Consider the following 26,836-nt stretch of genomic DNA (forward strand, 5'->3'; position numbering starts at 1 on the left):
GAAGCGTAGAGCTAAATCCGGAGAATAAAAAAGAAGCAGCTTAACAGCTCAGGCGACAACTACCTTGAAAAACGCCGATATTTAGCTTCTTGTTCTTCTATCCATGTTTCATATTTATATTTTCGAATTTCTTCTAGTCGCTCTTCTTTCGTGAAATCCGATTTATTTACTGCTCTCCACTCCTCCGTCAACTTGCCACTCACTGCATCAGCGAGGACAGATTGGCGGAAGGTTTTCAGGATTTCGGGAATACGCTCGAGCCGGGCTTTGGTGGCTTCCACCTGTGCCAGCAGTGTGTCGAGCTTGTCGGCGATGACTTTTTGTTCTCCTAGTGGAGGTAGTGGGAATTCTAATGATTTAAGAACTTCTAAACGAATGCCTTTAACCGTAGTACCCATTCCGAGTTCTTCAACCTTACGCGAAATCGACCTGTACCAACCAATCAGGTATTCGTGATTGACACCACTAGCAGGAAACAATGCTTTCAGATCCTGATTGATTGCAGAATCAAAATTTGCGACAACAATTTTCCCTAGACTCATTCTAGTCGCAACAATAGGTGTTCCTGAAGGAATCACATTAGTGCTGCTGTTCTTTACAGCTTCTTCTGAAATGTGGTCAACAGTATCTTGTAGGATACTTTTGTTCATATCCTTTACACTCATCCAAGGTATATTACCTTCGTAGTAGCTTGGAATGGATTTACTTGGTGTTCCGCCCCCAATTATCGAAAGCAGAATTTCACTAAGTTCAGTTTGTTTCCAAGATGCCGGTATAGCCATCAGCTCGCACCTTCCAAAGCTACCAATAACGCATCAATTTCCTTTAGCGCCTCTTCCAGCTCACCTTTAGCTTCTCGAGCTAAAACATCTGGCTCAGGCAAATCCGCCGCATCCATACTGTCTTTATCTCTTAACCTGGAAATATCTAAAGAATCGCCTTTCGTTTCGCGAATCCACCCACGACTAAAGCAGCGCCAGCGGGAGTGCGCAAGACGTTCATCAATACCTTGGTTTTCCTCAACGACTTCCTTGTCTACTTCAATGTCTTGTGCACCAAAGCTGTATTCACCTTCACTTCGGCTATTTATGCCATCTGAAGATTCGCCATAGACCTTTTCAAAAGCACCTAGGTGCAGGTCTTTACCAAATTCATCGAGTGTAAAGCCAATATCTGCATTACCAAAGGGGCTGCGTTTACCAAAACTGGGCATGTTTGTGCGCAGGTCATATACCCACACATTTTCAGTGCAGTTTTCTTCCTGGTGTTTGTCCTTTGCAGAACCTTTGGTAAAAAACAGAACGTTGGTTTTTACGCCTTGAGCATAAAAAATACCCGTTGGCAGGCGTAAAATAGTGTGTAGATTGCACTTATTCATTAGGTCGCGGCGAACATCGGTACCTACACCGGCTTCAAACAGTACGTTATCCGGCAGTACGACTGCCGCCCGGCCACCAGGTTTTAAGTTGCGATATATATGCTGTAAAAACGCCAGTTGTTTGTTGGTAGTTTTGTAAGTGAGATCGTCTCTGGTATTGGATGCTTCACCACCTTTACTGGTACCAAAAGGCGGATTTGCCAATATAATATCAGCTTGTTTTAACTCCTTCCCTGCATCGCCTAGTGCATTTCCTAAGTGCACTACGCCCTCTTCGTCGCCTTCCATTCCGTGCAGTAAGCAATTCATTAACGCTAAGCGTCGGGTATTAGGTACCAGTTCAACGCCAACGAAAGCTTTGTTTTTCTGGAAATCAGCTTCTTTAGCAGAAAGTTCTAAGTAATCATCAGTTTGCTCACGCATATACTGGTCGGCGGCAACTAAGAATCCAGCTGTGCCTACCGCTGGATCTTGTATCACTTCGCCAACTTGCGGCTTAATGCAGCGCACCATGCTGTTGATTAGCGCACGTGGAGTGAAGTACTGACCTGCCCCGGATTTTGTTTCCGAAGCGTTCTTTTCTAAAAGCCCCTCATACAAATCGCCTAGCCCGTCTTTTTGGGCGCTAAACCAATCAATATGGTCGAGGGTTTTGATCATTTGTTCTAGATGGCGTGGTTCACGCAGTCGAGTTTGTGCATCGGCGTAGATTGCACTGATAAGTGGTCTTCGTGCACAATATTGCCGTCTGAATCTTTACCTGTTGAAAGGCTTAATAGAATGCGTTTGTAGTCATTTAGCAGATTAATACCCGACTTTTCGTTGATGTCTGTCCAACGACATCCCCCTGGTAAAGGATGGCGTTTTAATACTCCCGCTTCTGTGTTTTCGTGCACCATTTTAATAAATAGCAGAAGTACCAGCTCGGTTACATAATCTGAATAATTAATGCCGTCGTCTCGCAGCACGTCGCAGAGGTTCCAGAGTTTTTGAACGATATCGTTATTTGTCATGTGTGTCTCTTAATTAATAATTTGGTTCTTAACTGTGTGCTATCAGTACTTTGCACAACGGCTCATTAATGTAGTAGTTGGCGCGGCCAATTTTTTGTTTGGTTAAAAAGCCGTGTTCTACTAGTTGCTCTAAATATTTAGTAGCGGTTATTCGCGTTACCCCTAGCTCTTCGATGATAAAATCGATTTTGGTATAGGGGTGATGAAACAAGTTGTTGAGTAAGTCCTGGCTATAGATTTTGGGCAATTGTTCACGAATACCGTGTTTCACATTAGCCATCAGGCTTTTCATTTCGGTAATGAGTGAAATTGTGTTTTGCGCTGTGTCGATAACGCCACCAAGCATAAAGGCTATCCAGGGTTCCCAGTTACCGGTATCACGCACGGCCTGCAAATTATTATAGTAATCTGCTTTGTGCTGAATAATAAAACGGCTTAAATACAGTACTGGCAGGTTAAGCAAGTCTTTAACCACCAAGTACAAAATATTCAGGATCCGCCCTGTGCGGCCATTGCCATCGTAGAATGGGTGAATGCTTTCAAACTGATGATGGATGATGGCCATTTTTACCAGCGGGTCTGCATCGCATAACTCATCGTTATTAATAAATTGCACCAAGTTATCCATTAGCGCCGTTATTTCGTCTGCATGTTGTGGCGGGGTGTACACTACTTCCCCCGTACGAGCATTTTTTAAATCTGTACCGGGTAGCTTTCGCAAGCCTGCGTTGTTGTGCTCCAGGTTTTGCTGGATGGCAAGGATGTCACTTAAGCGAATGAGTTTACTTTGCCGTGCTGCTTGAAAGCCCAGCTTTAATGCTACTGCGTAATCCTGCACTTCTTTGGTTGCAGGGCTAGTAATGGCTTCTTCAAATAAGTTAGCTTTATAAAGCTCGTCATGCGTGGTTACAATGTTTTCCACTTCCGAGCTGTCTTTTGCTTCCTGTAAGGCAAGCGTATTGATTAGTATTGCTTCATTGGGAATGCTGGCGGCAACACCCTTTAATTCGGCCAGATATCGGTGAGCTTCAGCCACTTTTTTGAGTACTGCGCGGGTTTCCCACTGCTCTATATTATCAAGTGGTAACAATGGGATAGATGCAGTCATGATTAATATTATGTCCTTTTTATACATTTAGAACTGTATATGTATAGATTTTGCAAAAAATTATACATGTACTTTATAACATGTATAGTTTTTCTGTTTACTTATACATATAAAGTTTATGCACTTTGGGAAGGCCAAATTGTATCACTCAGTCCATCCAGTATTGTATCCAGCTGGTTACCCAGTACTTTATCCAGCTGCTTTGCTCCGCCCTGCTCTGCAAATCGGCTGTTTACGAATTCTCTATCAACAATGACTTCGTGAACCAGTTGTTTTGCCAGGCGATCAAGCCATTTGCGCTGTGCAGGTAACCAGTTATGACTTTCAAATATTCGCAACATAGCCTGTGCAACACGTTTTTCAAAGGGTACCAATGGCTCGCCGAATGCTGCGCGGCGAATATGGCCAATTATGCTTGCTGCAATATCATGGTTAGTTTGGTTGCGTACAGCGCTTTGTAGTTTAGCCTCTGAGTATCCTGCACCATCAAGTAATAGTTTAATTTCTTTTAGTTGGTCGCGAGTCAGATCTCGAGGTTTATTTACCACTACCGCAAGAGCTGCACTTTGGTTAAGCTGCTCTTTTATAAACTGGTTAAAGCTGTCCAGATAATCTTCTGGCTTTTGATGTACACCGTAGCTTTGGGTGCGTTCTCTTATCTCATCATGATGTTCAGAAATTATAGGCTGGCGTTCACTGCCGAGTAACTCATTCACTTCTGCCAACTGATTTATCAAACCGCTATGTTTTGTAATAAAAGCCGCAGCTAGCTTAGGCCCAAGCTCGTGTAAGTGTTTATGCAGGCTTTTGGGCTCGACGCCCCATAAACCCTATAATTCATCAAGTTTTTGTTTAAGTACTGGTTTGCTCTCGGCTTTTTTATCGGCCTTTCGCATTACGCGCATCACTTTTTGACTGAGTTGACTTAACACCACATCAGCATGGCTTTGCTCAGGCGCATCACCGGGTGCATTCAACGCGCGTTCCAATTGTTGCGGATTAGTGATTTCGTGTACCAATTGTTCCAACGTAATATTGGGATCTTTAACCAATGGCTTCATGGTATTAACATCGGCCAACGCGGCATAAATATCCACCGGGTCGTAAATTCGAAATACCGTTTTACCAATGTCATCACAGCGGCGGGTAGCACGGCCAATCATTTGCTCATACAAAATCCGTGATTTAACCCGCCGCATAAAAACGAGGTTACAAATTTTGGGAACATCGATACCGGTGGTCAGTAGGTCTACAGTAATAGCAATATTTGGATAGCGTTCGTTTTTATACTGTCGAATGAGCTGTTCTACTTTGTCGCTTTGCCCGGTGATTTTAGCCACTGCCGCTTGGTTATATTCACCGTTATAAAGGTCTTTAAACGCTTCGTCTAAAAGTCGCTTTACCATATCGGCATGCAAATCGGTTGCGCAGAAAATCAGAGTTTTTTCATCCCCGAACGGATCGAGTTCTTGAACCAGTTGCTGACAAATCACTTTGTTGAAGTTTTCATTAATTACTTTGCGATTAAAAGCTTCCACTTCAAAATTAAGTTCATCGTCTAGCTCTGCACTTTGTACTTCACCAGTTTGGGTGTTAATGGCACTAACTTCGGCACCTTTGGCAAATTTAATCCCGTTTTGCGTGAGTAATGTTTCGTATCGAATAGGTGGTTCGTGATCTATTAGCCAGTCATCCGCTACCGCTTCCCTGTATGAATAGGTATAAACAGGTGTGCCGAAAATTTCGCTGGTGTGTTTTGCTGGCGTTGCCGTTAAGCCAATTTTGACGGCATCAAAATAGTCGAGCACCCGGCGGTAACTGGAAAGATACTGACTCGCATCCCGCGTAGCGATTTCGCCTTCGGTCATTTCCTGGTCGAGCGTATACCCTCTGTGGGCTTCATCAATAATAATACAATCAAACTGGTCTAACGGTGGCGGGTTATCGCTCATAAATATGCGCTTTACCATGGCCTGTACAGTTGCTACCTGCACACGCGTTTCAGCCTCAGCAGCCATATCTCCCAGCTCTGCAACATTATAGATTTTAGATAAGGTATGGTTTTGTTCTAGTGGTGCTTCATTAAAAGCATCAATGGCTTGCTGACCAAGTGCGGTGCGATCTACCAAAAATAGAATACGCTTAAATCTCTCAGCCTTTAGAAACCGGTATATCAAACCAATGATGGTGCGCGTCTTACCCGTACCGGTAGCCATAGCTAACAGCGCCGTGCGTACTTCTTTCGCTAGCGTATTTTCCACCGCAATAATGGCTTTTTGCTGATAATCGCGAACTTTTAAATAGCCGAATGGCTCAGTTTTTAGTTTTTTCTCAGCCTCTTCTTTACTGCGTTTGAGTTTGTCGATTAAGCCTTCTGGCGTATGAAACTTAGGGAGTGCACGTTTAATATTGGCAGGTTCCCGCACATCACGAAACCAGGTTCCAGACTGTTCAGCCAGCTGAGGAACGTAAGGGCGACCATTGCAAGAATAAACAAACGGGATTTTATAATGGCTTTCTTGTTCATCAGGCCAGGCAATTGTTAAACCTGCTAAATCCCATGCGCCCAGCATAGGGGGTGAAACACTAAAACCCTTGCTATATCGTTCCGCTTGCGAAATTTTTCCTGCAACGTTGGTGTTTTCTTTCTTCGCCTCAACCACGGCCATGGGCGTTAAACCGTAAAACAGTACATAGTCTGCTCTACCTTTTTCGCCATTATGTTCAGTAGGCCATTCAGCAATAGCGATATTCCTGCCTTTTTCTGGTCGAGCCCCACTTTTATAAGTAAGCGCTTCGCTATCGGCTGTCCAACCCGCTTCTAACAGTTGCTGATCGATTAAAATGCGGGTTAGCGCTTCATCCAACACAATGTGTTGCGTTGCCGCCTGTGTATTTTTGTTTATCTGACTGCGTTGGGCAGTTTGCGTTTTCTCATCAGCCGCCGCTAGCTGAGCTTGAAGTGCCTTTATTTTTGTTTCGTAATCCTTACGTTGTGCTTGTAAGGCATCTTCATGTTCAGACGCTTGCTTCGCCAAAGATCGAGATTCCTCGTCCATTGGCTTGTTCTAAATCACTTTTTAACTTTGCAATTTCAGACTGTAACTGACGTAACTGTTCGCTGGGGTCTGTAGGTGGAATAAAAGGGCCAGGTTTAAATTGAACCCCTGATTTTCCGAAAGACTGGTGAAACCATATGGCTAGTTTAAGTGCAACCACTAAACCATTCATGGCTTCTTTGTGCTGAGTTCTAAACGTATGGATTGCTTTGTTACCTTCCATTCTAAGAGTATGGAATAACTCTCTGACTACCGGCTCTAGCTGTAACTCACGGTTTATTTTGTAGATTAAATCAGCCTGGGAAGTCTTATCGTCAAACTCAATTCCAACCAATGCTGCAATGTGTTGTGCCAGCGCCTCACCCAGTTGCCTAAGCTTCATTAACGTTGTGTTAGGATCGCTCGAGAAGGCTTTTTCAGCAGAGGAGGCAATTTCCACTAAAAGTGAATCATGCTCTTGTAGAAACCCAAAGTTACTTTGCTGGATAGAGGATGCCATGTTTAAGAAACTCCATTTCACATTGACGCTGGTTCAATCAGAACTCAGTAGTACTTTTTTATTCTGTGTGTATTGCAAAGAAGAGACTACCACAAATACTTAATTTCACTATACTTTAGTAGTGAGTATAAAACCATAAACCTACAGAACCGGTGCGTTAAATTGCTTTTTTAAATCCTTGGTTTAACCACTTAAAAATAAATATGAATTCGTGCGGTTGAAGCCATTTAATTAGAACGTTACGCACATCAACCGACTTTTTAAATATATTTATTAAACATGAATACATGGAGAATCATCGCTTTTCTCTGAACGATTCATGCAATGATGGAGGGTAAATTACACGCGAGGCCTATGACCCCCACCCTCTTTTGTCTGCACTTCACTGGACATTCCGTTTCAACAAAATTCACCCGATGCCGCCGCCGGTCGTGCCGCCCGACCAACTGCGTTTGAAACGGTCGAGTCGCTACGCTCCGAAACTGACGGGAATTTCGACCGGCCTTCGGCTGATTGCATCATTTAAAACACAGTTGGTCTGCCGCTCGTTTCACTCCCTCCGACGGCGGCCTGCAGACCTTTCGTCTGTCACTGGGGTGACAATCTCTCTATCAGCGCTTGGGAGCGCTTCTCCTGCACAAAAGAATGTAGCTCTGAGCTAGAGCGCTGAATGCGCAGCTAATGAACGTTATATTGCAATAAAAATTCATCTTATTTTCAATCAGTTAAAGTAAAACCAAGAAAAAATCACAATTTTAAGCTTATCAGCCAAAAAAACTAGCACATTAAGTGATGTACGCACTTTTCAAAACTATCGAGGTTTTAAATATGTTAGGAACGTTATTTCAACAGAAGCCGCTATCAACCGGGATAGACAAATCACTCCTATCTCAAATTAGTGAAGTTAACGCTTTAACCCGAGATGCATTTTGGCATTACTTATCTATTACGACATCTGACAAGTTAACAATGACACTTATCGTGGCCAGCTATTTGTGTGTGATTTCGTTAATTGTTACAGGGAAGTCGTTTTTACGGGCGGACCAGACTCTCATCACAAGAGCACTCCGTTTTGTTTTTTCAGCCCTATCGTTTACAGCACTTTTAGCTAGTGTTGGTATTTTCCTCTTGTTTAGTAAATATCTACTTTCAAGCTATATCAATACTGGTCAACCATGGAGCATTTACAAAGAGTTTTGCATAGCAATACTGAATAACGCTTCGCTGGGGATGTTAATCGTTTCCATTGGTGCCTTTGTTATCTATTTCTGCATTAAGCGCTATATAGAACCTTGGTTCTCGTCTCTCATAGAAAGTGTGTCTAAAACCGTAAACGAATATTACGATTTTCCAGATTTCGACAATGTTGTAAAACTTCTACCCAAGCGGCCTAAGAGTAAAAACTTTATTGCAAGGGTACTGAAGTCAACAAAGGGTAAGTCACTGATTTGTGTGGGCCTATCATCTGCTGATAAACCTATTTTGATAGATTTTAAGGTTGCGACTCATCCAAACTATCAAACTTTAGGCCTGACTGGCACGGGAAAGGGGCAATTTTTGGGATTGTTCTATCTTCAGTTTATACAAAAAGGATGCGCGTGCTTTGTATTTTGCCCCAAAGAAGATAAGCCATTAAAAAATGTACTTAGATTTTCGGCCAAGACTTCGGAAAAACCATTCTTTTATTTAAATCTGCGTGCTTCACATCCTGTAGTTAACCCATTATTCAATATTACTGCCAGAGAATTGTTTGTTTTACTGAAAATGACATTCGAACTTCAATCAAGCTCCGAAGGACTAGGATATTACAAAGATGTCGAGCGAGAACTGGCGCAAACATTGTCTGCCTATGCTGATAGTGATGATAACCCATCACTTCCTGGCCTTCTTCATTTCGCGAATACACTACGAGATACGATATCGAAAGACGCTCTCGGCCTATTCATAAAACTAAAAGAAATTGCTGCTCTGCCCTGCGTTGCAACCCTTGACGGTAAATGCATAACAGAAGTTATTCAAAAAGGTGGGTGCGTTGTAATAGAGGGAAATACGGAAGACGAAAGTATTTTGTTAGTAATGAAACTGTTGCTACATAGAGTAGCGCAATTAACAACTAGCCGAGCAGACTGTTCTCGTAAGGTGTGTATTGCGCTAGACGAAGTTAAATATACCATAACTACTTCTGTCATCAATTATATGGGGAACATCCGTAGCTTCGGCGGTTGTTTTCATGTTACCCAGCAAAGCCTGGCGGATTTCGAATCGGTTCAGCTCAGAATGCCACCAGATGCTGTGCGTGAATCAATGTTGGATAACCTCCCATTCAAAATTATATTTCGTTCGAATAACTACGAAACTGCTCTCAGGGTTAGCAACCTTTGCGGTACCGTTATGAAAAATGAAGAGGTTCGCCACACGGCGGTAAATGAAATTGCGTCGCAAACCAACTTTTTAGAACGCAGAATAAGTCGGCAAGAAGTTCCGTACGTTCACCCAAATATTGTTCAAAATCTACCGCAGTCATGCGCCATCGCTATCGGCATATTTGAGAGACCAACTTATATTTTTGTACCAATCTTACATTGTGAAAGCACATACCTAGAGACCTATAAAGCGTCTCCCATTAACACTACCGATTGTTTAAATAATGAAAGTTTGGAGGATGCTCTGCTATGACATTGTCACCTCTTGATAAAGCATTATTGATGTTTCTTAGAGAAGATACTTGGGCTACGGTCGTTAATGTTCAACTCGCTCTTAAACAAAAATCAATTCAGGCTACGCATCAGTATTTGAAACGAGCAGAAGCCAAAGGCCTCATCGCTTCGAGCAATATTGCTGCAAGTTTTGGTCGCCCGCAAAAGTTAGTAGGCATAACAGAACTGGGGCACGCTTATGCTTGGGAACTCGATGAATGCCCAACAAATCGCCGTGTGTTCAACTCAAGTAAGATTTCGCCAGCTATGTTTGCTCATGAGAATGATCTGCAAAAGCTGCGAATTAGTGCAATCCAAAACAACTGGAAGGATTGGCGGAATGCAAAACATTTGGGGACAAGACTCCAAGCTACAAGATACCCAGATGCAATTGCCTCCTCCCCTGCAAATATCACCTACTGCATTGAAGTTGAGCGTGAAATAAAGAGCAGCAAACGATTGCGAACAATATTTGCCTCACATTTGTCTATGCGTAAAAAAGGTCATTGGGAGAAGATTCTGTACCTTTGCCCATCTAGTGAAATAGCTAAAAGGTTAGCGCGAAAGGCATCGACGCTTTCATATTTGACTTTGGAAGGAAGACGCATCTCTCTGCGAAACGAGCACCTAATACACTTTATCTTTGCCGATTATGGCTATTTCAAATCAATTTATTAAGGACGGGCATATGGCTACTCTAATGAAAACAGTTTTCACTCCGATCGAAGCGTTAACTGAATATTCCGCATTTGTATTTCAGAAAGCTGTTACACGTGAAGAAGTCTCAGTAAATATTATCGCGGAACGAGCGTTAATTTCTGCTGTTGGAGCATCTTTTCACCAAGGCACTTTAGCTAAAGTGTGTAATGAAGTTCTCTTAACCCACTATTCAAACGTTGAGACCGATGAACCTCTCGTTTTAATCATTCAAAATTTTGGCAAAGGCTTGGTATTTTCAAGACTTTACTTAAGCTGGGATAAGGGAATATCATCGTTTGTATCTTGGCAAGCTTATAGGGGAACGCTTGGACGCCTAGGAGACTTACCGTTAAAAATAATCTCTATAAAGCCGGCCAGGTCTGATCACGCATCATTGGCCATGAAGTTACTGAATTCAGTAACTCATAATTAATAATTAGTTGGGAGTGTCCAAATGAACTATCTAATTAATTTGATAACAACTAAAAAGCTAGCCGAGTTGACGGGGTATTCAGTTGGCGCACTCCGTAAAAAAATCCATGACGGGATCTTCAGACAAGGTGTACACTTTGTAAAGTCGCCTGACGGGAGGATCCACTGGAACATACAGGAGTATGAGAAATGGGTTCGACATGGCCAACGGGGATAGTTCCTCGAAATCAGTCGATTGAAGTTCGTTTGAATTACAACGACAAACGCCACTATGTGAGCCTGCCTTGGCGTCCCACTGCGGGAAACATTAAAAAGGCAGGAAAACTACGGCAACAAGCGCAGGAAGCGATAAAATGGGGAACCTTCACGTGGCAAGAGTTTTTCCCTGACTCGAAACATGCCAATGAAGAAACGGGTGCACAGACATTCAAAGATTACGGGCAGTTATATTTGAATACGTTAACGTGCACTGAAAACACTAAGGAAAAATATACTCAGGCATTAGAACGGTTTTATTATCCGAATTTGGCAGACAGGTTAGTTAAGTCGATTAAGCATTCTGAATTACTGGCCTTGCTTGGAAGCTTCGATTTTCAGCATAATAAAACTCGTAACAATGCGTTAATTCCACTAAGAGGTGTGTTCAAACTCGCTCTGCGAGATCGAGCTATTCAATTTAATCCTGTTGAGGGTATTGAGAATGGTAGACATCAGCAGCCAGAGGCAGACCCTTTGCTCATTGAAGAAATAGACACTTTTCTAAATTGGGTAGAACGGACACAGCATCCTTTATGGCATAACTACTTTGAGTATGCGTTTTTTAGCGGCCTTAGACCGAGTGAGCAAATTGCATTGTGTTGGGATAGTGTAGACTTTAATCGTGGTTACTCACGGATTGAACGAAGCAAAATCAAAAAAAAAATTCGCAAACATACTAAAACTTACAAAGTAAGAGACGTAGAGTTTAATGCCCGCTCAAAAACAGCATTATTACGGCAGAAACAGTGGACGTTTTTACAAAATAGCGAAGTATTTGTTCACCCGTCTACAGGAGAACCTTTTACTAATAACGCTTCGCCGAGATTGATGTGGAATAAAGGGTTAAAAGCCTGTGGTATTCGCCATCGTAATAGCTATCAAACAAGACACACGTTTTGTACTACGGCTTTGCAATCGGGAGCGAAGATACACTGGGTGAGTCAGCAATTAGGCCATGCGTCTGCAATGATGACTTTGAACCGTTTATGGGGTAGAGCCCCTTTGTGGCGTCTCACTCGCACCAAAATATCAAAACGGTGCAAAATTGGGGTTTAGACATTTGAAAAATGGATTTTTGCAAGGATATCAGGAAGATAGTTGGTCGGTGTGAGAGGATTTGAACCTCCGACCCCTGACACCCCATGACAGTGCGCTACCAAGCTGCGCCACACACCGACCGAAAGAGCCGATAAGTCTACTTATTTTTAGTCACAATGCAACGACAATTACACAAATCCTTGATTAAGCGCTTAATTGCTAATCAGTTTGTAATATAAAACTGCAAATTCCGGTGCACAACGCCGTTTTTATAACGTTAAATAACACACACCTGTTACCACTAAGGCAACAATTACGTTAAGCACTATGCCCTCTCGTGCCATGGTTTTTATATCAAACTTCTCGGTGGAATAAGCAATTGCGTTTGGCGCGGTAGCTACTGGCAGCATAAACGCACAACTAGCGCTAATAGCGGCGGGTATCATTAGTAGTTTAGGATCTACACCTACCGCAAAGCCTGCTGCCGCTAATATTGGCATAAGTAGTGTGGCTGTGGCGGTATTCGATGTAATTTCGGTCAAGAAGGTTACAAATAAACAGATACCCAGAATAAGGAAAATCACCGGTAGGGTTGAAAGCCCGGTAAGCCACTCCCCCATTAGCACGCTCAAGCCCGATGATTTAAACGCTTTAGCAATACAAATACCACCAGCGAACAATAACAACATGCCCCAAGGAATATTATTGGCGGTTTTCCAGTCGAGTAATTTGTCGTGTTGGCCTTTGCGCGTTTCAGTGGCAGGCGTTGTTTCACCGTTATTGGTCATAAACATGGCCACAACACCGGCTACCGCAATGGTGCTATCGCTAATAGTGGTAATACCTAACCACGCACTCCAGAACGGCCTGAATACCCACGCCATGGCGACGGTGCCGAATATCGCCAAAACGCGCTTTTCGGCCACTGTCCATTTGCCTGGTTGAGGTAAAGCAATGTTACCCACTTGCGTTAACCCCCGTGCTAGCCACAACGCCATTAGCGGAATAGAGACCAGTACAATGGGCACCCCAGTTTTCATCCACTCAATAAAGCTGTATTCATGCCCTTGCGTTTCTTCATAAACGCTCATAAAAATAATATTGGGCGGCGTGCCAATGGGCGTGCCCACGCCGCCTAGACTTGCGGCATAAGCAATACCTAAAATAAGGGCTACACCAAATCGTGGGTTTTCCATAGCATTAATAATGGCCATGGCCATAGGTAGCATCATTAAAATGGTGGCTGTGTTACTTATCCACATGCTTAAAATAGCGGTGGTCAGCATAAAACTTAATATTAGCTTTAGCGGGCTTCCCGCCCCAGTGACTCGTAGCATATAAATAGCGAACCGTTGATGTAGGTTAGCTTTCTCTAACCCTTTCGATAGCATGAACGCCGCCATTAGCAAGATAATAACGTGGCTACCTAGCGATGAAGCCGCTTCGGCATGGGTCAATACCCCGGCAAGAGGAAATAGTGCAAACGGGATAAGTGAAGTGGCTGGTATGGGCAGCGCTTCCGTTACCCATAATATAGCCACAAACAAGGTAATGCCTGCGGTAAGGGCAATATCAGCACTTAGATCTGAAAAGTATATTCCTGAGCCAAGCGCTAGTGAAGTAATAAGGGCAACAAGGATAATAAACGAGCTTTTATCGAACGGCTTATCGGCACTCATTGCGCATCCTTATTTATTCTTTATTTCATGTTTTGTTACATGCTTTGCTTTATAGAATTTATTCGCTGTAGAGCTTATGCGCTGTTTTTATCGTCTGACGATATACGGCTGGCGACTGCGCCGTCTTGCCCTTTGTATTTTGCATCTACGCGGGCATTGTATGGCTTTTCGGCGGGGTTCGATAACACTTCAAAGCTTAACGCTCCAATTTTCATTTTTGGGCGAAGGGCTAAAGGCAATTTTCCGCTGTTATAAAATTCCAGCACAATATTGCCAGACCAACCTGGATCGATTCTATGTGCGGTTACATGCACCATCAGGCCTAATCGTGCTAGCGATGAACGCCCGTCTAACCAGCCTACAATATAATCTGGCAACGTCACAGATTCATGAGTGATTGCCAGTGCGAGCTCGCCTGGGTGCAAGAAAAATGCTTTACCTTCAGGTAATTCAATTTCATCACTCATTACATGGTCTAGCGCTTCTTGTACCTGCGCTTTAGGGCCGCTTAAATCGATGTAAGGTGCTTGATGATCTTCAAATACGCGAAATTTATTACCTAGGCGAATATCTACCGTCACCCCACTGATTTCTTCGTAGTCGGGGGTTGGGTCTATTTTTATTTTCCCAGCTTTTAAATGTTCGTATATATCGCGGTCGCAAAGGCGCATGAGCGGTAAGTCCTTACTATAAAGTGTGCGGTATTATGCGTATGTAGCACTCGCCAATCAACTGGCTATAAGCGACTATTTACATAAATAACAAAATTAGTCACTTAAACGGATAAAAGTGACTAATTTCCGTTAAAATTTGTCATTTAAAGCTTACTGTTGACGCCAATGGGGTCGCCTTTAATATGCTTGCTTTGCTGCGCTCTGGGCGCGACGGTTAACGCTAATTGCATCGACAACGCTCTAGCGGCTTCGCGGTAGCTTTCACTTAATGGGCTCTCAGGTGCACTTACCAACAGTGGCGTACCTGCATCGGCGTGTTCGCGCACGGTGATATCGAGTGGTAATTGGCCTAGTAGTGGCAAGCCATGTCGCTCAGCTAAGATTTCGCCGCCATCTTTTGAAAACACATAGTCTTTGGTGCCACAGGCACGGCATTGGTAATAACTCATGTTTTCAACAAGCCCCAATACTGGCACACCCACTTTTTCGAACATGCTAATGCCTTTTTGGGCATCGGCTAGGGCTAAGTCTTGGGGTGTGGTTACTACTACCGCAGCAGTTAGCGGCACTTGCTGCGCCATAGTAAGCTGAATGTCGCCAGTACCCGGCGGCATGTCTACAATTAAATAATCTAGCACTGGCCACAAGGTTTCATCAATAAGCTGTTTTAGTGCCCTACTCGCCATTGGGCCGCGCCACACAGCGGCGTCTTCTTGTGGCACTAGGTAGCCGATAGAGTTTGCCACCAATCCATGGGCGCTTAACGGCTGCATGTGTTTGTTATCGCTACTATGAGGGTGTGCATCCGTATTGCCCAACATAATAGGCACAGATGGGCCGTAAATGTCAGCATCTAAAATACCTACACTTGCCCCTTCTTGCATAAGTGCAAAGGCCAAATTAATACTGGTGGTCGACTTGCCTACCCCGCCTTTGCCTGATGCCACGGCTATAATGTTTTTAATATTATTAACGGCAGTATTTTTAGTTTCACCCGATGCTATGTGCTGGGTAACAATCAATTGCTGATCGGTAAGCTCGCCTTTTAGTGCTTCTAGCACGTAAGCTTTAATTGTTGCTTGCTGAGTTTTATAACAAAACGGTAAGTTGATGGTGAATGTGTTGGAAGGAGTTTCGTGATCAGCTTTCGTGTTGTCAGCTTTTTCGTTACCAGCTTTTTTGTCACCAATGGCTTGATCTGAATCTAACTTATCTGCACACCATTTTGCGGTAATGTCGGCTTCAATACTGAAATAGCTGGCTAAAATAGCCGCAACTCTGTCGATGAGTGGCTTAGCTTTACGGGAAAAGAACATAAATTATCCTGTCTACGGGGTATTTTGTGAATTTCGTAATGCAAAAAACGCGGATTTCCGCTAGTATTTGCAGCCATTTTGAAACGCGAAGAATCTATACGTTATTATGTCTGAAAATCGCCGCATTCTGGTAACCAGTGCGTTGCCCTACGCCAATGGCTCTATTCACTTAGGCCACTTGCTTGAACACATTCAAACCGATATCTGGACACGGTTTCAGCGTCTGCGTGGAAACGAATGTTACAGTGTTTGTGCCGATGATGCACACGGTACACCTGTTATGCTTAAAGCGCAGGAACTGGGCATTACACCAGAAGAAATGGTGGCCAGAACTCGTGCAGAGCATCACCAAGACCTGCTCGATTTTCACGTAGAGTACGACAACTACTATGTAACCCATTCGCCTGAAAACAAGGCGTTGTGTGAAGAAATTTACACTCGTTTAGATAACGCCGGTTACATTAGCAAGCGTACGATTAATCAATTATACGATCCGCAAAAAGAAATGTTTTTGCCAGACCGCTTCGTTAAGGGTACCTGCCCTAGCTGTGGTGCTGAAGATCAAAACGGCGATAGCTGTGATGTGTGCGGCGCAACCTACAGCCCTACTGAGGTTAAAAACCCTCGCAGTGTGGTATCGGGTGCTACGCCGGTATTGAAAGAATCTGAACATTTCTTTTTCGACCTGCCTAAGTTTGAAGACATGCTTAAAGGCTGGATCCGCTCGGGTGCCCTGCAAGAAGAAATGGCCAACAAGCTTCAAGAGTGGTTTACCGAAGGTTTGCAGCAGTGGGATATTAGCCGCGATGCACCTTACTTTGGCTTTGAAATTCCAGGTGCGCCGAATAAGTTTTTCTATGTATGGGTAGATGCCCCCGTTGGCTACATGGCCAGCTTTAAAAACTTCTGCGACCAAAATAACTTGGAATTCGACGATTTCTGGAAAGCCGATTCAGACGCCGAGCTTTACCACTTTATCGGTAAAGATATTACCTACTTCCACTGCCTATTTTGGCCTGCCATGCTAGAAGGTGCGGGTTACCGTAAGCCTACTGGTGTAAATATTCACGGTTTTGTTACGGTGAATGGGGCGAAAATGTCTAAGTCTCGCGGCACCTTTATTAAAGGGCGCACTTATTTAGACCACTTAAACCCAGAGTACTTACGTTATTACTTTGCGTCTAAGCTTGGCGATAGCGTAACCGACATCGACTTAAACTTTACCGATTTCGCTCAAAAAGTGAATTCAGACTTAGTAGGTAAGGTAGTAAACATTGCTAGCCGTTGTGCCAGCTTTATTACTAAGCGTTTTGACGGCAAATTGTCTGACAACGTGTTAGAGCCCGAGCTTATTGCCGAGTTCCAAAATGCAGCCGACACTATTGCCGATTTATTCGAGCGCCGTCGTTACCATCAAGCAATACGTGAAATCATGACATTGGCCGATAAAGCCAACCAGTTCATTGATACCAACGCCCCTTGGGTAACTATTAAAGACGAAACCAAACAGCAGTTCACTCACGATGTATGTTCGTTGGGTATTAATATGTTCCGCCTGTTGGTCATTTACTTAAAACCTGTGCTTCCAGTATTGGCAGAAAAAGCGGAAGGCTTCTTGAACGATGAGTTTACGTGGTCGTCTCTTGAAACCGTGCTAACGGGCCACGCTATCAACAAGTTTAAGCCAATGATGCAACGTGTAGAAATGGAGAAAGTAGACGCCATGGTTGATGATTCAAAAGAAAACCTAGAGCCAGCAAAGCCAACGGTTAACCCAGACAGCCCGTTAGGTAAAGATCCTATTAGCGAGACAATCTCGTTCGACGACTTCGCTAAAGTAGATTTACGTATTGCACGTATCGCCAACGCTGAGCATGTTGAAAAGGCCGACAAACTTCTACGTTTAGAGCTAGATTTAGGCGGCGAAACAAAGCAGGTATTTGCAGGTATTAAGTCTGCCTACTCGCCTGAGGCGTTAATCGGGAAGCATACCGTAATGGTGGCTAACCTAGCACCGCGTAAGATGCGCTTTGGTATGTCTGAAGGCATGGTATTAGCTGCCGGCCCTGGTGGTGATGAGCTTTATATCTTAGAGCCACACGAAGGTGCATTGCCTGGTATGCGCGTTAAGTAAAACTGGGTTGCTGACTTTTTAGGTAAACGAACCGCCAGAAAATTTGAAAGCCGTGTTGATAGTCTCAACGCGGCTTTTTTGTTTATGGGAAAATGATGTAGATTTTCTTGTTTCTCTGCCTAGTTTAAAAGTGGACATCCATGTATTAACGCCACTAAAAGTTTAAAAGTGGACATCCATGTATTAACGCCACTAAAAACATGGGCACCCACTTATTAAAATCCCAGTTCTATTGCGGACACCCACTTTTATATTGACCAACTGAGTTGTGGGTGTCTTGTTTTTGGCTTCTTGTTTTTGGCTCTCGTCAAATCGGTGATAAAAGTGGACATCCATGTTTTAACCCCAATCAAAAAATGGATATCCACTGATTAAAATTCCAAATTAACGTGGGTGTCCACGTTTAAGCACCCAGAAATATCGTGGGTGTCCATGGTTAGGTTCGGTTAGCTAAACTGTGGGTGTCCAAGTTTCGGCTTAGACCAAAACTGTGGGTGTCTCAGCTTTTGGCTTTATTGTATGAAGAAGTTCTGGCGCTGGCGGCACCGACAGGAGAGAACTGGCGTTTTAGTTGAAGTTTTGGCCGAATAGCCGTCATAGGCATTACTCGCTTTCTGGCCAGTATTACGTAAACGGCACTGCACCACGGGAAGTAAGTGGAAAGGTATTGCTGAATGTTTTTCGCGTAACCCCACCGCTGTTCAAAAAACAATGTAGAAAACATAATTTGGCGCTGTTCTACAATTTCAAAGCCCAACAGCTGCAACCAATCTTTAATGCGATATGAGGTAAAAAAACGAGCGTCATGCAGTTTATTGTCGCGCTTGACCGGTAAGTACTTGGCGATGCCGGCTAAACTCAACGGGTTGAACCCGCTAATAATAACGTAACCACTTTGAGTAATAACTCGGTCTACTTCCCGTAAAATTTCGTGAGGGTCTTGCGCAAAGTCCAATTCATTGGCTAGTAAAAAGCCATCTATGCTGTTTTCAGAAAATGGCAGCTGATGTGACTGTCCTACTATTTTGGGGCTTGCTGAACTATCAACGCTTTCTGTCCGCTCACCACTATTATTCGCACTTTCACTTATTTCATCGTGCTCTAAATGCATAGCACTAAATGGCACTTGGCTAATAATGTTGCGTATAGGGCTTTGCTTCAACGGTATTTGCGCACTTAAACTGCCGAGTTTCACGAAGTGATACCCAAAAATGCGTTGGGTGTAGTCGTCGCACACCTGCGTGATGGCTTGCTTAATTTGCTCTCCTGCTGGAAAGTCGGTCCAGTCTTCAGGATAACGAGGGGCTTGGGAATGAAATGCTGATCTCATAGTTGCTAAGCGTGCCTTAAGGTTGCTCTGTGTACAACAAGTTCTTATAGTATCGCATAATTATACCTACACAAGCAGGTGCACAATGACGACTAACGTTCTTCCTCACGGCATTTCAATTTTTCCAATAGAAGCATTTAGCGACAATTACATCTGGTGTATTCACAATAACGAACAAGCGATCGTTGTCGACCCAGGCGATGCAGAGCCCGTACTCTCGTTTTTAAAAAGTGAAAATTTACATTTAGCGGCCGTATTAATAACCCATCACCATCATGACCATACGGGTGGCATTGCCAAATTAGTCTCAGCAAACCCAGGCCTTCCCGTTATTGGCCCAAGAGGGGGTCATATTCGTGGCATCACTAAATCCGTTTCGCAAGGCGATACCTTACAGCTTCCAGTATTAGATTTAGAATTCCAAGTAATGGAAGTGCCCGGTCATACGCTCGATCATATTGCGTTTTTTGGCCATAACGTTTTGTTTTGTGGCGATACCTTATTTTCAGCAGGTTGTGGTCGGTTGTTCGAAGGTTCGCCTGAACAAATGTTGCACTCGCTGAACAAGCTGAAGCGCTTGCCCGACAACACTCTGGTTTACTGTACTCACGAATATACTCAATCGAACGTACGCTTTGCTTTAGAAGTAGAACCAGAAAATCAAAACCTTCAAAACTATTCATCTTGGGTAGATAAAAAGCGAGAAATGGGTATGCCAACCCTACCCTCAAATTTGGCTGAACAAAAACAAATTAACCCTTTCTTACGTTCTCATGAACTTTCTGTACAAACTGCTGCCGAAGCTTATTGCGAAAAAAACATGGGCGACGATGTAGCGGTATTTGCTGCAGTTCGGCGCTGGAAAGATGAGTTTTAATGCAAAACTAACGCACTGAAGGTAGAATGTGCGGTTTGCAGGTATTCGAGAGGTCCCTTCTACATGCAGTTGAAGTTGTTTGTTTTGTCACCCGTTTTATTAGCGTTAGGGCTAAGTGGGTGCCAAATCACCGAAGAACAAATACAAGAAGACGTGGTGAATGTACAAAATGTTGAAGGCGCTACTGAACCTTGCAACACATTACACGACACACCAGAAGCAATTGAAGACTGTGAAATAGCGCGCGAAGGCGTTATTGATGTAGTGCACCCTAAAGATAATCTGCTGTCGGAAGCAGAGGAACTTATTGACGACCCTTCAGTAGAAACCGAAGCCATTATTACCAATGTATGGCAGCGAGTAAGTGACGGGCTTAATTTATATATTCCTGATGATCGTCGCGTTGATGTACAAAAAAACTGGTATTTAAAGCATCCAGAGTACATGAAACGTGTGGTTACTCGTGCCAAGCCGTTTCTCTATTACATTGTTGACGAAATAGAGAAGCGTGATATGCCAATGGAATTGGTGTTATTGCCCATTGTTGAAAGTGCTTTCGACCCTTTTGCCTACTCTCATGGCCGAGCCGCTGGTATGTGGCAATTTATTCCCGGTACGGGCAAGCGTTTCGGAATGGAGCAAACCTGGTGGTACGATGGGCGTCGTGACGTTATAGCGTCCACCAAAGGTGCTTTAGATTACCTAACCTATTTATCGAACATGTTCGATGGCGATTGGCTACATGCTCTAGCGGCGTATAACAGTGGCGAAGGTCGTGTATCTAAAGCCATTCGCGCAAATAAAAAAGCCGGTAAGCCTACCGATTTTTGGTCGTTAAACTTACCTCGTGAAACCCGTGCGTATGTACCGAAATTATTAGCATTGGCAGACATTTTAAAACATCGTGATGAATATGCTTTTGCATGGCCTGAAGTTGAAAACGTCGCCGTTATCGAAGTGGTTGATATTGGTTCACAGGTAGATTTGGCCTTTGCTGCCGACCTTGCGGGCATGACGCTTAAAGAGTTACATGCATTGAACCCTGGCTTTAACCGCTGGGCTACTGCTCCAGAGGGCCCGCATAGATTAGTGTTACCGTTAACCAAAGCCGCTGACTTTAGTGATGCGCTTGCTAAAATTGATCGTACCGACCGATTGAATTGGGTACGTCATACGGTGAAGCCAGGTGATAGCTTAGGGAAACTTGCGAATAAATATCACACCACTGTGAAAGTGATTAAGCAAGTTAACGAGCTTAACTCTAACGTTATTCGTATTGGCCAACCTATTATGGTACCTGTGGCTTTGAAAGCCCTAGACAATTACGACCTATCACAAGGCCAGCGTTTAGCCAGTGTGCAAAACAAAAAGCACGGTGCATATAAAGTTACCCATACTATTCGCTCAGGTGATACGTTATGGGATATTGCGCGTAAATATGGTGTTACGACTAAAAAACTAGCGAGTTGGAACAATATGGCGCCTGGCGACATGCTCCGTCTTGGGAACAAATTAGTGGTTTGGCAGAATAACAAAAGCAACTCAAAAAACGCAGATGCTATAACCAAACGCGTAACCTATACGGTTAGAAACGGTGATTCCCTGTCGCGCATAGCGAGTAAATTCAATGTCAGCATCAGTAATATTGGCAAATGGAATAACATTAATACATCGCGTTACTTACAGCCGGGCCAGAAGCTAAAGCTGTTTGTAGACGTCACTAGATTAAATAGCACAGGCTAAATAGCAAAGGATAAGAGCAATGCTAAGGATTAACCGGGACAATTTACGTAACAGTCATGAAACGCCCTGGTTAATCTTAGATTTAGTCATGCTGGGTATTTTATTTTTAAACCTAGCATGGCTAATTTTCGATGCCTTGTACGCTACCGATTTTATCTATTCTCAAATAGATGCCTTCTTCCCCGCTTTAATTAACGCTTACGACCCCATTCACCACAACTTCTTGTTGGTTGATTTAGTCTTCATTGGCATTTTTCTTACTGAGTTTTGTTTTAGGTGGATTGTTGCCATCGTGCGCAAAGAGCACCTGCGTTGGTATTTTTTCCCTTTTCTACATTGGTACGATTTAGTCGGGCTAATTCCTCTTGGGGCTACGCGGCTGTTCCGCTTCCTACGCATATTTTCAATTTTGCACCGGCTGCACAAATATCAAATTATTGATTTAAACCGCACCGCCATATTTCGGTTCTTCGCCTTCTATTACGATGTATTTGTTGAAGAGCTCAGCGACAGAATTGTGGTAAAAGTATTGAGCGATGCACAAAAAGACATTGCCGCAGGCTCTCCCTTGGTAGATGAGATTACCGAGCAAGTCCTTGCACCACGCCGCCCTGTTATTACCCAATGGATGGCGGGTGTTATTAATCACTTAGGGCAATCTATAAGTAACGATGAACATGGCGAAGTGATACGTGAACATGTTCGCAAAAGTGTAGGCAAAGCGGTGCGCGGAAACTCTCAGGTGTCTACGCTTAATTACTTACCCATAATTGGTAAAACAATTGAGAACACGCTGGAAGAATCAGTAACTGATATTGTCACCATGTCGCTGGTAAACTTATTGTCTGATTTAGATGCTGAGCGCATCGACCATTTCATCTCAGTGGGTATGCACGATTACACCCCTACAGCCGATGCATTAGATAAAGAAGTATTACAGGTGGTGAATGAATGCTTAGAATTGATGAAAGGACACATTGCACAGCAGCGCTGGAAATCAGAATTGATGGAAAAGGAAGCTACCGTTCCTACAACTACCCCTACAGAGACGAACGACGCTACTCGATAACTATAACTAACCTAAAGACAATTTAAATAAAACCTAATGATAACTATTATCATTTATAAACTCATGTGGTAGACTTTTCGCCATTAACAATGGTTGTTAGTCTTACATTTTGAGGAAATAAGAATGTCGAACGGTCGTAAAGGTTGGTTTTACCCATCTTTAACAGCATTAGCGATAGCGGTAGCTACATCACCTGTTGCACAAGAACAAGAAGATGAAAGTCTTGAGCACATTGAAGTTAACCCTATGCAGTCGTACAGAAGTACGGCCACTAAGTCTTCTTTGCGCCCTATCGATTCGCCTGTAAGTATCAGTGTTATCGATCAAGAGCTTTTACAATTGCGCCAAGCACAAACGGTATCAGAAGCCTTGCGCTATAGCTCTGGAGTAACGACTGAAAGTCGCCCAACCATCACTATTTTTGACCAATTTACCATTCGTGGCTTCGATACCTACCAAACCTTTTACGATGGCTTACCTCTTTTAAGTAACAACAGCTGGAACCTTTATCCGCAAGTTGATTCTTTCGCAACAGAATCTTTAGAAATATTAAAAGGCCCTGCGTCATCGCTTTATGGCCTCGTTCCTCCTGGCGGCATGATTAACCAAGTTGCCAAATACCCTAAAGACGAAAACGAAACCTTAATTCGTGCGGCAGTGGGTTCAGATAGTTTATTCGAACTTGGTTTAGATACTACCGGCCAACTTACCGACAACGCGCGCTATCGTGTTGTGGCACTAGGTAGAAAACAAGATGGCTTCCAGGACACTACTGAAAACGAGCGTTATACCATTGCGCCTTCAGTTACCATTGATCTTAGCAAGGCAACGGAGCTTACCTTATCTGCCTATTATCAAGACGACCCTGAAATGGTGCCCTCTACCCCACTTCCAGGCGTTGGTACCCTTTACGAAGCCCCATATGGAAAACTTGACGCCAGCGTTTATGCAGGTGATGAAAACTGGAACAGCTATTCTCGCGAAGTACTTATGCTTGGCTATAAACTGAACCATGAATTTAATGATAACTGGTCAGTGTTACAAAAGTTTCGCTATACCGATGCTGACGCCCTGCAACAAAATACCTATCACTCAGGTACGCCTACAGACGATATTTACCTAACTCGTTCAGCATACCTTACCGATGAAGAAATTGACGGTGTGACTGTTGATACGCAGGTGGCTGGGTTTGTTCAAATCGGTGATGTGGCACACAACCTATTGTTCGGTGTCGATTACCAAAATTCCGACTCAACCGTTGCGTATCGAGATACATTAACTACCGACACGCCAGTACTAGATTTAAGCAATATCGATAATGACTTGTTCGATGTAGATTCTCTACCACTCGACTTCTACCAAGAAGATCACGTTATCGACATTGAGCAAATTGGTTTTTATCTTCAAGATGAAATACGTATCGATAATTTCACGTTCTTGCTAAATGGTCGATATGATCAATTTGAAAGCACTGATGTGGCAGAGAATGTATATGCGGGTTTTGAGTACGGCAGCACCACAGAAATTGACCAAAATGAGTTTTCAGGCCGTGTAGCCGCTATGTACACGTTTGACTCAGGCTGGCGCATGTATGCGAACTACGCTGAATCTTTCGAACCAGTTTCAGGTACCGACTCAGTTACTGGCGAAGCTTTCAAACCTACTACAGCTGACCAAGTTGAAGTGGGAACCAAGTATATTAGCGGTGATGGCGCAACCACGTTTACCGGTGCGTACTTCGTACTGACTAAACAAAATGTAGTGGTCAATACGTCAGACTTTGCGCAATATACGCAAAATGGTGAAGTTGAATCGAAAGGTGTTGAACTAGAGCTTTCTACTAAAGTAACCAACGCCCTTTCACTGCAAGCAAATGCTACTTTGTTAGATTTAGAAGTAACTGAAGACACATTGGACCCAGACGTAGTAGGTAAAACGCCAGTTTGGGTTGCAGAAGAAAGTGCATCAGTATGGGCGAACTACTTCTTCGATGATGCGCTAGACGGCTTAATGCTAGGTGCAGGTGTTCGCTACGTGGGTGAAACACAAGCAGATAAGTACAACACCGACACTGTGCCTTCTTACACCTTGGTTGATGCGGTATTGTCTTACGACATGCCAGAGTACGATTTAAAACTAACAGGCAGTGTAAGTAACTTGACCGACAAAGAGTATGTTGGTGCATGTTACGACACGAATAACTGTTGGTATGGTGCACAACGTAGATTTGAAGTTGGTATTGAAAAGCGTTTTTAAGCGAATGTTTTTTGATAATCAGGGCTTAGCCGATGATGTCAGCTAAGCCCTTTTTTGTTTTGAGCACCTAGCCTCTGCGCCAAGTCGTACCTGCAGGCCCATCTTCTAACACTATATTCTTAGCGTTAAGTGCATCTCTCGCAGCATCTGCTGCTGCCCAATCTTTAGCTGCACGCGCATCGTTACGCTGTTTTATCAGCGCTTCAATCTCAGCGGCTTCATCATCGTTTTCGCTACCGCCTTTAAGGTAAGCATCTGGGTCGCTTTGCAGCATGCCCAAAATAGCACCTAAACCTTTAAGTACCGCCGCTAATTTACTCGCTTCTTCGGCATTATCTTTATTACGGTTTATTTCACGCGCCACATCAAACAATACTGAAAATGCTTCAGGTACGTTTAAATCGTCATTCATGGCAGCTTCAAAGCGCGCTAAATAACCGCCGTAGCTAAGGTCGGTAGATTCATCTATTGATACACCACGAAGCGCAGTGTATAAACGCTCTAATGCCGCTTTTGCTTGGGTAATGTTATCTTGCGAGTAACTTAGCTGGCTACGGTAATGTGCCGACATTAAGAAGAAGCGCAAGGTTTCAGCATCGTGCTCTTGTAATACGTCACGAAGGGTAAAAAAGTTACCTAACGACTTAGACATTTTCTCGTCGTCTACTTGCACCATGCCAGCGTGCATCCATACGTTTACGTACGGTGTATCAAATGCACAGCATGACTGCGCCACTTCGTTCTCATGGTGCGGGAACGTAAGATCAGAACCTCCTCCGTGAATATCAAAATGTGCTCCCAAATGCTTTTTGTTCATGGCAGAACATTCAATGTGCCAGCCAGGGCGGCCTTCACCCCACGGCGATTGCCATGCAGGCTCACCGGCTTTAGCGGGCTTCCATAATACAAAATCCAGTGGGTCGTTTTTATCCAATGCCACTTCAACACGGGACCCAGATTGAAGCTGATCTAAGTCTTGCTTACTCAACTTGCCATATTCAGGGAATTTGCTTACATCAAATAATACATCGCCATTTGAGGCCTGATATGCAAAGCCTTTATCCATCAATATCTTAATAATATCGATGATCTCATCCATATGGCCGCTAACGGTTGGCTCTACGTCTGGCTCAAGTAAATTGATAGCAGCAAAGTCTTCATGCATCATGCCAATGGTGCGCTTAGTTAACGCTTCGAAGGTTTCTCCGTTTTCATTAGCACGGGCAATAATTTTGTCGTCAATATCTGTGATATTACGAACGTACTTCACATCAAAACCTAAATGACGCAGGTATCGAACTAAGATATCAAAGCTAAGGTAAGTGCGAGCATGCCCCATATGGCTTAGGTCGTACACGGTAATACCACACACATACAAGCCCACCTTCCCTTCTTGAAGCGGCACGAATTTCGCCTTGTCACGGGTACGGGTATTGTAAAGGTGTAGCATAAAGTGAATTCCTAAGTATCAAAATGGCCGCAAAGTTTAGCACTGTATGTTGCCAAATGGTAAGATTTTGCGATGCTTTTTAGCATCGCTACTTCCCCGCATGGCTGGTTATGCGGTAATATTACCAA

The 26,836-nt window shown here is 43.6% G+C and carries 16 protein-coding genes, 1 tRNA gene and 2 pseudogenes; 9 read left to right on the forward strand and 10 right to left on the reverse strand.

Annotated elements, in window-relative coordinates:
* Positions 1 to 59: 59 nt before the first annotated feature.
* The 4 genes and pseudogenes from J5X92_RS11105 to hsdR form a co-directional block, all read right to left on the reverse strand.
* Entirely contained in the window at positions 60 to 782 is a 723-nt protein-coding gene (locus J5X92_RS11105; protein ID WP_208805788.1) for a restriction endonuclease subunit S, read from the reverse strand.
* Positions 782 to 2,391 (reverse strand): annotated as a pseudogene (locus J5X92_RS11110) (N-6 DNA methylase). The gene J5X92_RS11105 and the pseudogene J5X92_RS11110 overlap by 1 nt, the downstream one beginning before the upstream one ends.
* 28 nt (positions 2,392 to 2,419) lie before the next feature.
* Complete coding sequence (locus tag J5X92_RS11115; protein ID WP_013783559.1) at positions 2,420 to 3,499, reverse strand: Fic family protein; 1,080 nt, start codon at positions 3,497 to 3,499, stop codon at positions 2,420 to 2,422.
* Positions 3,500 to 3,615: 116 nt separating this feature from the next.
* Positions 3,616 to 7,057: pseudogene (hsdR, locus tag J5X92_RS11120) on the reverse strand (type I restriction-modification system endonuclease).
* An 828-nt stretch (positions 7,058 to 7,885) separates the two neighbouring features.
* On the opposite strand from hsdR, the gene J5X92_RS11125 reads away from it, so the two are divergent.
* From J5X92_RS11125 to J5X92_RS11140, 4 genes are all read left to right on the forward strand, one after another.
* Complete coding sequence (locus J5X92_RS11125) at positions 7,886 to 9,733, forward strand: TraM recognition domain-containing protein (RefSeq protein ID WP_208805789.1); 1,848 nt, start codon at positions 7,886 to 7,888, stop codon at positions 9,731 to 9,733.
* Complete coding sequence (locus J5X92_RS11130) at positions 9,730 to 10,431, forward strand: hypothetical protein (RefSeq protein ID WP_208805790.1); 702 nt, start codon at positions 9,730 to 9,732, stop codon at positions 10,429 to 10,431. Before J5X92_RS11125 ends, J5X92_RS11130 begins: the two co-directional genes overlap by 4 nt.
* Positions 10,432 to 10,441: 10 nt before the next feature.
* Complete coding sequence (locus J5X92_RS11135; protein ID WP_013783556.1) at positions 10,442 to 10,885, forward strand: hypothetical protein; 444 nt, start codon at positions 10,442 to 10,444, stop codon at positions 10,883 to 10,885.
* 188 nt (positions 10,886 to 11,073) lie between these two features.
* Positions 11,074 to 12,198: a site-specific integrase gene (locus tag J5X92_RS11140; protein ID WP_013783554.1), complete on the forward strand. Its 1,125-nt coding sequence runs from the start codon at positions 11,074 to 11,076 to the stop codon at positions 12,196 to 12,198.
* Positions 12,199 to 12,241: 43 nt separating this feature from the next.
* Here the strand turns inward: J5X92_RS11140 and J5X92_RS11145 are convergent.
* The 4 genes from J5X92_RS11145 to apbC all read right to left on the reverse strand — a co-directional run bounded on the left by J5X92_RS11145 (position 12,242) and on the right by apbC (position 15,849).
* Positions 12,242 to 12,318 (reverse strand) — tRNA-Pro (locus J5X92_RS11145).
* A gap of 131 nt (positions 12,319 to 12,449) precedes the next feature.
* Entirely contained in the window at positions 12,450 to 13,859 is a 1,410-nt protein-coding gene (locus J5X92_RS11150; RefSeq protein WP_208805791.1) for an SLC13 family permease, read from the reverse strand.
* A 74-nt stretch (positions 13,860 to 13,933) separates the two neighbouring features.
* Positions 13,934 to 14,530 (reverse strand): dCTP deaminase, encoded by a 597-nt coding sequence (gene dcd / locus J5X92_RS11155; protein WP_057791038.1) that lies wholly within the window; start codon positions 14,528 to 14,530, stop codon positions 13,934 to 13,936.
* A 146-nt stretch (positions 14,531 to 14,676) separates the two neighbouring features.
* A complete protein-coding gene (gene apbC / locus J5X92_RS11160) occupies positions 14,677 to 15,849 on the reverse strand; it encodes an iron-sulfur cluster carrier protein ApbC (protein WP_208805792.1) in 1,173 nt (390 codons plus the stop codon).
* A gap of 106 nt (positions 15,850 to 15,955) precedes the next feature.
* Between apbC and metG the strand changes: the two genes are divergently transcribed.
* Positions 15,956 to 17,983 carry a methionine--tRNA ligase gene (metG, locus tag J5X92_RS11165; RefSeq protein WP_208805793.1) on the forward strand — a complete coding sequence of 676 codons (2,028 nt, stop codon included), beginning with the start codon at positions 15,956 to 15,958 and terminating at the stop codon, positions 17,981 to 17,983.
* Positions 17,984 to 18,482: 499 nt separating this feature from the next.
* Here metG and J5X92_RS11170 read toward each other — a convergent pair whose 3' ends face one another.
* On the reverse strand, positions 18,483 to 19,313 hold the full coding sequence (locus tag J5X92_RS11170) for a methyltransferase domain-containing protein (RefSeq protein ID WP_013783533.1): 831 nt from the start codon (positions 19,311 to 19,313) through the stop codon (positions 18,483 to 18,485).
* Positions 19,314 to 19,398: 85 nt separating this feature from the next.
* Between J5X92_RS11170 and gloB the strand changes: the two genes are divergently transcribed.
* The 4 genes from gloB (at position 19,399) to J5X92_RS11190 (ending at position 25,258) form a co-directional block, all read left to right on the forward strand.
* Positions 19,399 to 20,190 (forward strand): hydroxyacylglutathione hydrolase, encoded by a 792-nt coding sequence (gene gloB, locus J5X92_RS11175; protein ID WP_013783532.1) that lies wholly within the window; start codon positions 19,399 to 19,401, stop codon positions 20,188 to 20,190.
* A 63-nt stretch (positions 20,191 to 20,253) separates the two neighbouring features.
* On the forward strand, positions 20,254 to 21,933 hold the full coding sequence (locus J5X92_RS11180; RefSeq protein WP_013783531.1) for a LysM peptidoglycan-binding domain-containing protein: 1,680 nt from the start codon (positions 20,254 to 20,256) through the stop codon (positions 21,931 to 21,933).
* Between the two features lie 19 nt (positions 21,934 to 21,952).
* Positions 21,953 to 23,002: an ion transporter gene (locus tag J5X92_RS11185; protein WP_208805794.1), complete on the forward strand. Its 1,050-nt coding sequence runs from the start codon at positions 21,953 to 21,955 to the stop codon at positions 23,000 to 23,002.
* 123 nt (positions 23,003 to 23,125) lie between these two features.
* Positions 23,126 to 25,258 carry a TonB-dependent siderophore receptor gene (locus J5X92_RS11190; RefSeq protein WP_208805795.1) on the forward strand — a complete coding sequence of 711 codons (2,133 nt, stop codon included), beginning with the start codon at positions 23,126 to 23,128 and terminating at the stop codon, positions 25,256 to 25,258.
* 67 nt (positions 25,259 to 25,325) lie between these two features.
* On the opposite strand, the gene cysS is transcribed toward J5X92_RS11190, so the two are convergent.
* Entirely contained in the window at positions 25,326 to 26,708 is a 1,383-nt protein-coding gene (gene cysS, locus J5X92_RS11195) for a cysteine--tRNA ligase (protein WP_126871478.1), read from the reverse strand.
* Positions 26,709 to 26,836 lie beyond the last annotated feature (128 nt).

Source organism: Alteromonas sp. K632G (assembly GCF_017653625.1).
GTDB classification, from domain to species: domain Bacteria; phylum Pseudomonadota; class Gammaproteobacteria; order Enterobacterales; family Alteromonadaceae; genus Alteromonas; species Alteromonas naphthalenivorans.